Genomic DNA, 11,404 nt, shown 5'->3' on the forward strand with positions numbered 1-11,404 from the left:
TCGTGTGGGTTGAGTCGAAGAATGATTCAATATTTTATGTGATATCATCCCCTTTTGGGGAAAATTACTGATGGGCAGAAGTAAATGCTCTTGTGGCGATCGCTGAGTTTAGCAGCTCGTGATTTACAAAATTGCTAATAGTTTTAATCCCCGTGAGGGGTAATGAGGTTTGGAAACTCCCATTCGGCAGTATCTGGCGTTGCGGCATTCTCTTGGGTTTCAGTCCCCGTGAGGGGTAATGAGGTTTGGAAACTTTTATCTAGTTTTGGTTTGAAAGATAACTTCTCGTTTTAGTCCCCGTGAGGGGTAATGAGGTTTGGAAACCCACATCAATCAATGCTCAAATATTCCAGCGTATGAGTGTTTCAGTCTAATGAGAGTGAAGAACTCATCAAGATAATTGCAGCAATAATAGTCAAAACCAAGCAGAGCAATTCCAAATAATTTTGAATTTTGAATTTTGAATTGTTTTTGCTGTGCCTCTGAATAACGGCATTTTTTAATTCACATTAAATATCAGCTATCAAGCTAGTAGCATACTAACTGCTGTTCGTCTACTTACTAAGGGTTATTGTTATAACAAAATTTTATTATCACAATTGCTGTATACATTATCAGGTTTTTTTTTACTTATCTGGTGATAAACATTCTTCAGAATTCAGATTTAGTAAAGGTATATTTTAATGAAGCTTAATCAATTGGTAGTAGGAATTTCCTCTTTTATAGTTTTAGCACCGTCTTCAGTGGTAACACTACATATAACTCCCGTATTAGCTCAATCTAGTAGTATCTGTGCTTGCATTACTAGTGAAGCTCAACCCCAACTTGGTCAAATAAATCGCTCAAGCGGAAATTTTTCAACTCAAGGTTGTGCAACTAGTTTAAGATGGAGTGGCCCAGATGGTGTTAATTTTAACGTGATGAGAGATGTATCTGGTGGAACAGATCCAGTTGAATTAACAAACGTCACTAACGGTTCATTACTTCAAAATCCTAACCAAAGAAGTTTATATATTGCCAATCCAACTGGCGCTCAAACAGCCTTTCAAGTTTGTGCTAATAATCCATCAACGCCAGCTCCATCAACAGTAGCTCCATGAACGCCAGACTGATATCTAGTAGCATCGGTACAGTTGCCGAAGCAAAGATATCTAAAATATAAAACAGGAGTCAACTCCAATTCGCAATTTGCTTTTTCCGTGTTGTAACGGGGATTTAGACCCCGCCACAACACTTGCGGCTTGCTTGATAGAAGCCGGGGATTTAAACCCCTACACTTTGTTAACCAATATTCATCAACCACTCGTACAGAATTGATGCTGAATTCTGACTCCTGATTTCTGAATTCTTATCCTAAAAATCTTTTAATAGCATGAGGTTGGGTGCTTTTTTTATATCCTGGTGCTGCAAGGATTTCACAAATCCCGTACATTTTTACTCCTGAAGTTTTCAACTTTTTTCTAACTCTGTACATTCAGTTGTTTAAAACTAAGCAAGTGAGGTAAATATGAGAAAAAAAATTAACTTAGTAAGGTCAAGTTTTCCTCCTCCATTCCTAATCTCTGCTTTCTTATTTTCCAGTATTAGCATTATTTTAAACCCATCATCAGCGTCTGCGGCTATCTGCCGAGAAATTCAAACTGTTATAAACAGTGCTATTGTTGATAATAATACAGCGGCTGGAGGTCATGTAACACAGCATATTGATGGTTTAGCCCCACCACAAGGCCGCTCACAAGCAGGTAAAACACTTTTTGCAGATCGAAGCAAATTTGAAGCAGCTTGGAGATTCTATCAGTTAATTCTAAATCCAAAGGCTTGTACAAGTGGTGCGGTACAACAAGTGGTATCTGTAGAAGTATTAAAATTACCAGTACCATTCGAAGCTGTAAAATGTACTGGAGCTGATGCAAATGGACTTTGTACCACGAGAGAGTCTTATGTGGCAGCAAATGTGGTTTTTAGCTTTATTCAAGTAAGAGGTGAATGGATATTAACTTCCGCATATCCAGAACCTCTGATTCCGTGAAATGGTAGCATTCGGAGGAGCGAATGACAATCAGATTTTTCAGCACAGGGTCTTGTTTTAAGTTTTCCCGTAACAGAGGTTTTTCTAACAACTTGCTAGTAAACCGAATCTTTGCACAAGATTTAATACCGACACGGCTGGTATCAATCCAATAGCCAATGTCAGGCGGAAGGGCGATAATCTTAGACGGTTCGATGATCTCTGCAATCTGACACCAACCAGCAACTCTTAACTTGCACATTTTAAAACCCTTATACAGTAAAGCTTTGAGAAATATCGGTAAAATGTGCTTGTTTCATATTTTGCGGGAGCGTGCGATCGCGCCCGTGGGAGGCTCAAATCTTACGCTACCAGTTGAGATTATGCTAATTAATCCATTGAACAGCAATTCTTCTAAAGATGCGATGCTAAATCTACATCTGTTAACGGGATATTGCGTTTGAGAGGCGCGAGCGCAATATCCCTAGTTGATCGCCAGCTTTCCTTCCCAGCAATTCCATTACCAACAGCCACATCTTTTTATACTTAAAAAGCCCTAATAAAAATTTAGGGCTTCGTTTTGTATGCGGTTTATTAAATGCCAGCCAGAAAATCTTGGAGGGCGGTTTTCTATACAATTAATCATCCCTGAATCGCAATGTGATTACTGCCTTTGCTTTTACCGCTTTCAGCAGTTTATAAAGTTATGTAATTTTTTGCATTATTCATAGCTAGTAAGTTGATAGCTGTTATAGAAGTAGTTTGTGGCTGACTACAACCTAGTCAGAAAAAATCAATTTATGACCACTGCTGACTAGAAAAATTCAACAATACAATGTTTCATCATCAATGCAAAAAAAACTCAGGTTATTTTTTCTCAGCCCATTGTTAGCATTAATTTCCAGCACTGCGGTTTTGTCTAAATCCTTTGCTCCCAATCAAGCCTTACAGACTATCGCCAATCAACCACAAACATCAGTAGCTCAAGCAAACAGTACTACACCACCACAGTCAGCAATGACAGGATGGTTGGGTTTTGCAACTACAGCAAATAAAAACGGCACATTTTTGCCTTTGCTACCTGTGAATGCGGATGCCCAGGTTGCACTGTTCTCAGATGTATGGGATCAAGTTAAACCCGGTACATCCTTAGTTGGGATCGCAGGAGGAATCAAACAACAGGTAAAGTTTCGTCGTTCTAAAGAAGAACCTTTTGGTTGTGAACAGAATAAAACAAAAATGGCAACGTTTACCGCACCTAAACGTTTTCCATTCGGGCCTGTTTGGCTTTTACCCGCGAACATAGCTAAAGAAGCAAAATCGTTGACTTTACAAGCGTTGAATTTATCTGAAGTTCCTACGAGCGTATTACCTGTTAACAAACGCAAACCATCACAAGCACGCGCTTGGAAGGCTGGCGGAGCAACTATTGTGATGCAAAAACAAACTAAAGATCAAGTGCGCTTAAGTATATTGATCAATTCTCGGATAGCTTACAATGCCGTGGAGAAACAGTTCTATATCCAAGGCGATGACCCTGAGCCTGTTAAATTTCCTAATTTTGATGGGACACCAGGAATACCTTTCCCAATTGGTGCTTTTCAAGCTAACGCTAAATCAGCACCCATGATTGTATTTTGGCAACCTAGTTATGAAGGTCAAGGTTACAGCGTTGTTGCATCAGTGAAGGGCAAAATGCAGAAAGTGGATGAGCAGGCAATCTATTTCTGCGCTTTCTAGAAAAATATCCATAGATTACAGCACAACCCTGCAACCCTACCCCCAACAAGATAGCCCAGACGAGGTTGCACATGAGCCTTAACACCATTCGGTTTTAAGTCTAAAACTTTGATTTCATTAAGATTTGAGGCTTTATTTTCTAATTGGTTTGAGGTTCTTCCCGCAGACTTCCTCAAATCGCTCTCGGCTTTCAACTGCTTCAGCACTGAACAGCAATTCTTCTAAGGATGCTAAATCGGTATCTGTTAACAGAAACTAAAATTTATAGACAAAAAGTAAAAATTAAAGCCCCGTAACTGTTTGAGCGATTGGATTCTCCTAAAGTGTCAAAAGAGGGTTATTGAGAATGAACTATATAAGGGTAGTAGCTGTGATTTGAACGATAATTTAGCCAAACGGTCACGAAATACTTCACTCTGTACTAGGACAACATATAGTTCAAAGCTATAAATGGAGTTCAAAAAACTCAAAACTTAATTACAGCAAGGAACATGGTCAAAGAGTTCATTTGTACCGTACCGCGATGAGAGAGAAATAAAAATTCAGATTTCAGGCGTAGGCGCAGCCCGCCGCAGGCATCGCTTTATCACTCAATTTTTGGCTAAACATATTTTTGAACCATATTGTGGGCATTTTGAACCAAGTTTTGACCGAAAGTTTAAAATTTAAGAGGTAAATTAGTGTGTCTTGCTCTGCATTTTTTACCAAGTCAAAAAATAAAACTTTGGGTTGCATTATGGTTCACATTTAAAACACGCGGACATAATTTGATTCATAAAGTTAGGTTGAAGATTTGCTCAAAAGCTTGAAATTACGTTAATTTTTGGTCACGCTATGGTTCAAAATTTGGTCATACGGGGGGTAAAATCACAGTAGCCCAATCTGTGGAGAAGTGAGATAATCTTGATACGAACAGTCTATGCAATGAGGACAATGTTAGTATTAGTCAGTGCTACCTGACTTGAAAGCTTTGCAATCTGAACTTGGGAAGCACTACCACTACCATCAGTATCAAAAAATAAATTCCCAGTGGATTGATCGTAAATGAAACGCTCGCTTGCACTTGTTGCAGAGCTACCAAGTCGGAAAATGTTGGATTTAAGTATACCTAAAGGTTGAGCTAGCCCAAATTCGGCGATAGAAACTACCAGCTTGTCGTCAGCAATACTGTAGTCAGTGATAGTATCAAAGCCATCGCTAGGCGGATTGAAATAAGGATAACGATAATAGGGATCGTAACTGTTGTAGTTGGGAATACGCAACAAGAAATTATCACGACCCTCACCACCAGTCAAGACATCTGCACCGACTCCACCAATAAGCTCGTCATTGCCTGCACCACCATCTAAAGTATCATTACCATTGCCACCATCGAGGGTGTCTTGGCCTGCTAGTCCCAATAGTTGATCGTTACCATCACGCCCAGCTAAAGTATTAGCACTATTATTGCCAGTCAAAGTATTGTTGAGGCTATTTCCAATGCCATTAATAGTACGGCTCCTAGTAAGTACTAAGTTTTCTAGGTTAGCTCCTAATTGCCAGTCTAGAGAAGATATAACTGTGTCTGTGTCTGGAAAAGACGATTCAACGATGATGTCGTTAATGCTGTGTACGTAGAAAGTATCATTACCACTGCCTCCCACCAGAGTATTACTACCCGCACCGCCATCAAGAACATCATTGCCTGTTCCGCCACTGAGTGAGTCATTACCCGCACCGCCAAACAAGGTATCATCCGCTGTCCCAGCGCTGAGGGTATCGTCACCTATTCCGCCGTCAAGAACATCATTACCACCACCACCACTGAGTGAGTCGTTACCTGCACCACCATCTAATGTATCGTTACCAGTAGGAGTGGAATTATTCAAACCAACTAAATCGCCACGCAGAATATCATTGCCAGTACCACCTTTGAGAAGATCATTACCAGTAGCACCTTCGAGGGTGACATTCCCTAAGGTGAATTTAGAGGCATCGAGGATATTATCTGCGCTATCACCTTTTAACTGAGCCTGCTCAATATTTAAGAGCCTATCTATGCTATTACCCAAGATGGTTGTGGTAGTGAGTTTGTTGTTAGTTAAAGTAAATTTAATTAAATCTGTTCCAGTTTCAACTATTGTATTAATCCCAGCACCGCCATTCAGGTAATCATTGCCAGCACTACCACTGAGGATATCATCGCCATCAAAGCCGTACAGGCTATCATTACCAGAACTACCATTGAGGCTATCATTGCCAGCATCACCGTTGAGGACATCATTGCCAGCATCACCGTTGAGGACATCATTGCCAGCATCACCGTTGAGAACATCATTGCCAGAACTACCATTGAGGCTATCATTGTCAGCACTGCCATTGAGGGTGTCGTTTGCATCTGTGCCTTCTAGTAGCAGTCCTGTTAACCCTGTTGTTGTGGTGATTGTTAGTTTGGGATTATGAGAAAGTGCCAAACCTCCAAAGTCTAAAGCTCGGACAGCTAAACCAACAAATGAATCACCATTACTAACTAGGTTTTTGACAAAATCACTAATGTCAAATGTCAGTACTTGACCAACAAAAATTGATGAGATATCTACGGCATCTATTAAACTTCCAGCTTGAAAATCGGCAGCATCAACTAAGCCATTACCTACATAACCAGCCACGCCCAGAAGTGTTGGGTTTTCGCCAAAGCCAACTCCTAAGCCCCCTACCTCTGTGCTGGAAATCTCAACTTGAAATGTTGCGTTAGTAATGATTTCTTGAGAAGGAAGAAAAAATCCACTGATATCGAATTCGGCATTTTCGCTGTTTTCTCCACTTGAACCGAGAACTACAGTATCGAAGTTACCAGGAAACACTTCATCTGCATCACCTTGACCATCAAATGGAGAAGTATCTATAACTTCAAAGGTTGTTGTTGGCTCAAATGTAAAAGTTGCCATGAATTAATTCCTAACCTTGATTTATGTTTATTGATTATTGCCGAGAAAACGAAAATTATTTCAACTACAGTCCCGTGAACAAATATAACAAAGTGCTAACTATAAACCCAGCTTTTTCACAGTCGTGAGTAATCAACACTCCCCTAACCTTTGCCTCAATTCTTATGGTGCTATTCCATCACTGGTGATTATTCAATATAGTATTTTAGGTGCAACTAACGAACTGAAATTCGTAGCTTATGTTTCTCAAAAATTAGTTCCTCATCTGTGGAAAAGTTTGATGTGCTTTATCTAATGAGCATAATCTCTAATTTGTTCAAGCAAATCAAGACTTAACTTTGAAATATAAGGGACAAAAAAAATGCAATTAAGTAAGTCGGTGCAATAAAATCAAACTATGTGAACAAAAGGAGCGATCACCATTGTCATCTCTATGTTGTGATGCCTGATCATGACTCTGGTTGCACTCAACAAACACCTTTGGAACCCCAACAACTCTATCTTTTCGCCAACAATACAATTACACCCTGCTACGGCAGTAAAGCAAACACTCTGCTGATGAGTGCTGATGCTTTACAAGAGTGGAAATCCCGCATACTCACTCATCAGCAACAGGTTAGGCAATCGCAGCCGCCACAGCAAACATCTTTATTCGACCTCACCCCCAACCACTGTGACCTTTTTGAATTCAAAATTCAAAATTCAAAATGCAAAATGATAATACTTTGAAATAAATTTAGGAGCTAGACTTATAATCTATAAAAATTCAAAATACAAAATCAAGATTGATCTTCAATTTTGAATTCATAATTTTGAATTTTGAATTGATCTGAAGCTACAGCTTGTCCCAATGTCTTTCTACCGAAAACCTGCTGATAGTCCCGGTGAGGCTTGTTTGTATTTTATTTTGGATTCGGCAGTTGGGCTAGTGCTGTATGTTGGGGAAACTTGCCGCAGTAACAAGCGATGGAAAGGGATTCATGACTGCAAAGATTACATTGCTAGTTACCAAGATTTGCATTCTCGATATGGGTTGACGACGGCTGTTAATGCAGCATTCTGGTGGGATGCTCCAGTTGAGCGACGCGCACGGCAACAGTTGGAGTTGCCGTTGATATTGAAATGGCGTAGTCCTTTCAACAAGGAGAACTGGGATCTGTGGGGACAGCCGTTTAAGTAAGGCAGCTAGTTCTCCCAGCAAAATAGAAAGTGATTAGGTTATCAAGTTTAGAGGCTGGATTGGCAGATTGTTATCAATCTCTATCAAGTTAACTTTGGCATTCTCAACCACTGTATTTCCTAACAGCGTGTCCTGTAAAGCATCAAATTTAGACTCAGCTTTTCTAATACGTTCGTAATGCAAAATCACATGGTAACGCTTTTGAATTGGTTCACCAGCAGCCGAATGCTCTACTACTTCCCAATCCTTATTTTGACGCTCCTCGACAATCTGGCGGTATTGGCTGGCTAACTGTTCTAATGCGTTGGCTATAGCGTGTTCTTCGCTTTGTCCTAAGCTGCGAATCTCATTTGAGCTTGACTCAATAGGGGACGATAACTGACAAATATACTGATTATTCTCGTCAGCCTGCACGTTAATCGTAATTGTTCTGGTGATTAAAGCCATATCCAGACTATATAAATACTTATTATTTTAAGCAAATTTTATCAAAATATATTAAGCTCCCTATTAAGGCATTTTCTAATTATATTAATTTTAATTTTAGGAATATATTGCTCAAGCAATAAGCAGATTATTTAGCAGTTTTGATTATTCATTAAATTAAGAAAATGGCTAAAACTAGTTCGGATAAATCAAAGCTTAAATCTCTAAAGCAACGACATAGATTTTTTCTCAATCCTTATGAAGACTGTGCCTTTACTAAATGTCCAAAATGTGAAAACAAAACGAAAGTTCGGAAGTTTCCTTTAGTGATTCACATCGAGCCACAACAGCTATTTCTTCTAAACAAACAGTGCAAATATTGTCCAAGCTGTGATTTAATCATTGCCAAAAAGCAAGAAATTGAACCATTGATGGCTGCTGCTTTCATGGGAACTAACCCGGAAATCATTGGAAATAATTATTTAGTTATGGGTACAGTTGACAAAAAGGATTGGAAAGAAGGAGATAAAAATTTGCTGTCTCCGTCAGAAATGATTGGACGCATATATGTTTTTAAAGATGTTTGGGATTTTCAAGTCATTCCGGCAGGTTGGTATCGTAGCAAATAAACATAATCTTAAAAATTCTCTGAAATTTTAAGCATTATTAATGAAGCTCAAAAAATGACTCTTGACCCAAGTGTTTGACATAGTTGTTTACAAGATTATTAAGGTTACTTGGCTCACCAACTTGAATCCAATCATCAATTCTTCCTAAAAAGCAGTATCTTTGTGTGATAAATATCCGTTTGGGTTCATCAATTAAAACAAACTTAAGCATTGGTGAGTAAGAAATGGAACGCTTAAGTATAGTTTCTGCTTCTTTTAATTTATCCCCTGAAGAGAAACTCAGCAGTTCTGATAATAAATTAACATTCTGATTAGGTGTATATATAGTAATTATTTCTTGCTTGATGTCTATCTGATAATCCGGTAATTTAGAAAATTTCTTCATCCCTGACTCTACAATCATTTTTTCTTCATCAGTGATAATTTTAGGTTGAATTTTCCGGAGAAAAACTTGAGCGTTAGGATTTTCATAAATTTCATAACCTTCAGGGATAGCTTCTAATATATTTCCTTCAGCTTTCATAGAGAAGAAATACTTTGGCTTACCAGTTTTGGTAGTGCCTTGATGAAGATAATACATCTGTTCTTTTCTATTAATGTACTGTATTGGCATTTTAGCAATCACTCTAATACTTGCTTTATCTCAAAAAGTTTTACCAAGATTGATAATTCATTTCTTTTTGGAGCGATTTTTTCTCCGAGATTGCTTTTGCATTTTTTTCTTGTCCCTATCTTTACTTTTAGATTTTTTAGATGCTCCAAGGCTAAATCCTTCTGGAATAAAAATGTTATATGATGGATGTCTTTCTTGTGGTTGAAAACAGATCCAATTCTCCATTTCTGAAACAACATCTTTAATAAAAGAATACTTTGGATCTTTACGTAGTCTATTTAAGGCTTCTTCTGTTTCTACTACTAGATAAGTGCTGACCTCTTCTTGGTCAATAAAAAACAAATCAACCGAGTCTTGTTCAAAAGCCCGATTTATTTGTTCTTGCAGTTCGACTGCACAAAGCTGTGCGCTATTGGTTACTAAAGTAGTTTGGATATCATAATCTTCTTTATCTAAAGTAGAAAACAGCTTGGCATAATATTGTATAACCTGTTCTCTACTGAGGGTCGAAGGGGATCACTGCTTAGATTTCCGAGAAGACCCAACTGCCCCAGTTGATGAACAATGGCATCCAGAGGGAACAAGCTATTACAACGGCGAGTTAATTCTACAGCCGCGTCAAAGATGGACACAACAGCAGCAGTTAGAATTACTTGACTGGCATCCTTTATTTACTGGCAGGTGTCCAAGATGTGGTGCTGAGTATGAACGCGATCACACCTCAAGAGTACACTGGGATTGCTCAAACTCAGAATGTGGTTGGATGGATGATACTGTATAGAGCGATAACCCCAAAAGCGCACGAGCATAAATATCAGCTTTGAACAGCAAACTCAGTCGGATCGATCCCCCAATTTACCCAGCGAATCGATTCACGGGCAGAACTGATATCTGGTGGAACTCGCAATACATGAGTAAACCCTGTACTGGGACAAGTCATTTTCAGCAAGTGTATGGGTTCAACGTCAACCTCAGACTCAATTTGCAATAAGGTGTATTCTTGCCAGCGATCGTATTCCTTCGCTTGCAACTGTTGATAAATTCGTTCATAGCCAATGCCTTGGATCAAAACGCGCCGCAGTTCAGCATTTCTTTGTTCTAGTAGCCACTCGGCACGCCAATTTGTTGGATGGGCTTGACCATACTTCTCTGGCAGATTAATACCCCGATAGGCATAGACACCACAACCGTCGGAAAACTCGATAGCAGGAATTCCTTCTCCATGAATTTCGCCTGCACTATTGCGGCGAATCAGAGGACGCTGAATTGCGATCGCCACTCCTTCATAAGGAAACATCCAACCAACCTGTTGCATATAGTTGCAAAACAGATTGTATTTGTCTTGTGCCAGTGTCACTCCTAGCTGATGTGCTGCTACAAACATTGCTGCCCAGCAAATACCCCATTCTGGTAATAAACAATCTCCTAAAAAATCTCCTAAAACCTCAGTTAATCTATCCAACATAATGCGTTGGAAAGAGCGTTCCCATAACTCAGACAAGGGATTTCTAATGCAGTGGGTTAATTCATTTTGTAATGTGCCGAGACTACAACAGAGAGAGTGCCACAAATCTTCGCGTAATACTTCCCATAACTGGGCTAACATACAGTCAGACTGCGTACTTTCTTGCTCAATCTGCTCCCTTGCTGCTACTGGACTCTCAACAAACTGAACTTCTGGTTGCGCTAATCCGGCAAATTTATACAATGCCTGAATTGCAATTGTTGCTTGCTCTAAATCCAGGGGCGTGCTGCTGATATTTTGCCACTGAGATTTAGTTTGGGAGATAATGAGTTCCTTTTCTGAGGATGGCAAATTCTTAGCCATTAAAACGCACTGCCATAGCAGCTAAATTCATCTTTGTGTTCCGCACACTGAAA

Annotated in this window: 13 protein-coding genes; 7 read left to right on the top strand and 6 right to left on the bottom strand. The window is 39.3% G+C overall.

The window, feature by feature from the left end; genetic code table 11:
- The first annotated feature begins 683 nt into the window (after positions 1-683).
- Positions 684-1,100, top strand: coding sequence for a hypothetical protein (locus H6G76_RS36755; protein ID WP_199337632.1), 417 nt, complete (start codon positions 684-686; stop codon positions 1,098-1,100).
- Between the two features lie 407 nt (positions 1,101-1,507).
- Positions 1,508-2,029: a hypothetical protein gene (locus H6G76_RS34940; RefSeq protein ID WP_190710774.1), complete on the top strand. Its 522-nt coding sequence runs from the start codon at positions 1,508-1,510 to the stop codon at positions 2,027-2,029.
- On the opposite strand, the gene H6G76_RS34945 is transcribed toward H6G76_RS34940, so the two are convergent.
- Positions 1,968-2,270 (bottom strand): hypothetical protein, encoded by a 303-nt coding sequence (locus tag H6G76_RS34945; RefSeq protein WP_190710775.1) that lies wholly within the window; start codon positions 2,268-2,270, stop codon positions 1,968-1,970. The genes H6G76_RS34940 and H6G76_RS34945 overlap by 62 nt on opposite strands.
- A gap of 587 nt (positions 2,271-2,857) precedes the next feature.
- Between H6G76_RS34945 and H6G76_RS34950 the strand changes: the two genes are divergently transcribed.
- A complete protein-coding gene (locus tag H6G76_RS34950) occupies positions 2,858-3,748 on the top strand; it encodes a hypothetical protein (RefSeq protein WP_190710776.1) in 891 nt (296 codons plus the stop codon).
- A gap of 917 nt (positions 3,749-4,665) precedes the next feature.
- On the opposite strand, the gene H6G76_RS37945 is transcribed toward H6G76_RS34950, so the two are convergent.
- The gene (locus H6G76_RS37945) at positions 4,666-6,675 is read right to left on the bottom strand and encodes a calcium-binding protein (protein ID WP_190710777.1); all 2,010 of its coding nucleotides are present in this window, start codon (positions 6,673-6,675) and stop codon (positions 4,666-4,668) included.
- Between the two features lie 124 nt (positions 6,676-6,799).
- Here H6G76_RS37945 and H6G76_RS34960 point away from each other — a divergent pair, with 124 nt between their 5' ends.
- The 3 genes from H6G76_RS34960 (at position 6,800) to H6G76_RS34970 (ending at position 7,855) form a co-directional block, all read left to right on the top strand.
- Complete coding sequence (locus H6G76_RS34960) at positions 6,800-6,970, top strand: hypothetical protein (RefSeq protein ID WP_190710783.1); 171 nt, start codon at positions 6,800-6,802, stop codon at positions 6,968-6,970.
- A 146-nt stretch (positions 6,971-7,116) separates the two neighbouring features.
- Positions 7,117-7,404: a hypothetical protein gene (locus H6G76_RS34965; RefSeq protein WP_190710778.1), complete on the top strand. Its 288-nt coding sequence runs from the start codon at positions 7,117-7,119 to the stop codon at positions 7,402-7,404.
- Between the two features lie 121 nt (positions 7,405-7,525).
- Positions 7,526-7,855, top strand: a complete 330-nt coding sequence (locus tag H6G76_RS34970) for a hypothetical protein (protein ID WP_242056666.1) — start codon at positions 7,526-7,528, stop codon at positions 7,853-7,855.
- A 33-nt stretch (positions 7,856-7,888) separates the two neighbouring features.
- On the opposite strand, the gene H6G76_RS34975 is transcribed toward H6G76_RS34970, so the two are convergent.
- Positions 7,889-8,302, bottom strand: coding sequence for a hypothetical protein (locus H6G76_RS34975; protein WP_190710779.1), 414 nt, complete (start codon positions 8,300-8,302; stop codon positions 7,889-7,891).
- 164 nt (positions 8,303-8,466) lie between these two features.
- On the opposite strand from H6G76_RS34975, the gene H6G76_RS34980 reads away from it, so the two are divergent.
- On the top strand, positions 8,467-8,910 hold the full coding sequence (locus H6G76_RS34980) for a hypothetical protein (RefSeq protein WP_190710780.1): 444 nt from the start codon (positions 8,467-8,469) through the stop codon (positions 8,908-8,910).
- Positions 8,911-8,947: 37 nt separating this feature from the next.
- On the opposite strand, the gene H6G76_RS34985 is transcribed toward H6G76_RS34980, so the two are convergent.
- The 3 genes from H6G76_RS34985 to H6G76_RS34995 form a co-directional block, all read right to left on the bottom strand.
- A complete protein-coding gene (locus H6G76_RS34985; protein WP_313934887.1) occupies positions 8,948-9,535 on the bottom strand; it encodes a hypothetical protein in 588 nt (195 codons plus the stop codon).
- Between the two features lie 45 nt (positions 9,536-9,580).
- Positions 9,581-10,009, bottom strand: a complete 429-nt coding sequence (locus H6G76_RS34990) for a DUF1186 domain-containing protein (RefSeq protein ID WP_313934888.1) — start codon at positions 10,007-10,009, stop codon at positions 9,581-9,583.
- Between the two features lie 328 nt (positions 10,010-10,337).
- The gene (locus tag H6G76_RS34995) at positions 10,338-11,351 is read right to left on the bottom strand and encodes a DUF6745 domain-containing protein (RefSeq protein WP_190710781.1); all 1,014 of its coding nucleotides are present in this window, start codon (positions 11,349-11,351) and stop codon (positions 10,338-10,340) included.
- Positions 11,352-11,404: the final 53 nt, after the last annotated feature.

The organism is Nostoc sp. FACHB-152, from assembly GCF_014697475.1.
Classification (GTDB): domain Bacteria; phylum Cyanobacteriota; class Cyanobacteriia; order Cyanobacteriales; family Nostocaceae; genus Nostoc_B.

Bases quoted from the DNA above. Each gene is read 5' to 3' on its own strand.
- H6G76_RS37945 (WP_190710777.1), bottom strand. From the start codon at position 6,675: ATGGCAACTTTTACATTTGAGCCAACAACAACCTTTGAAGTTATAGAT.
- H6G76_RS34975 (WP_190710779.1), bottom strand. From the start codon at position 8,302: ATGGCTTTAATCACCAGAACAATTACGATTAACGTGCAGGCTGACGAG.
- H6G76_RS36755 (WP_199337632.1), top strand. From the start codon at position 684: ATGAAGCTTAATCAATTGGTAGTAGGAATTTCCTCTTTTATAGTTTTA.
- H6G76_RS34980 (WP_190710780.1), top strand. From the start codon at position 8,467: ATGGCTAAAACTAGTTCGGATAAATCAAAGCTTAAATCTCTAAAGCAA.
- H6G76_RS34965 (WP_190710778.1), top strand. From the start codon at position 7,117: ATGCCTGATCATGACTCTGGTTGCACTCAACAAACACCTTTGGAACCC.
- H6G76_RS34950 (WP_190710776.1), top strand. From the start codon at position 2,858: ATGCAAAAAAAACTCAGGTTATTTTTTCTCAGCCCATTGTTAGCATTA.
- H6G76_RS34940 (WP_190710774.1), top strand. From the start codon at position 1,508: ATGAGAAAAAAAATTAACTTAGTAAGGTCAAGTTTTCCTCCTCCATTC.
- H6G76_RS34970 (WP_242056666.1), top strand. From the start codon at position 7,526: ATGTCTTTCTACCGAAAACCTGCTGATAGTCCCGGTGAGGCTTGTTTG.
- H6G76_RS34995 (WP_190710781.1), bottom strand. From the start codon at position 11,351: ATGGCTAAGAATTTGCCATCCTCAGAAAAGGAACTCATTATCTCCCAA.
- H6G76_RS34945 (WP_190710775.1), bottom strand. From the start codon at position 2,270: ATGTGCAAGTTAAGAGTTGCTGGTTGGTGTCAGATTGCAGAGATCATC.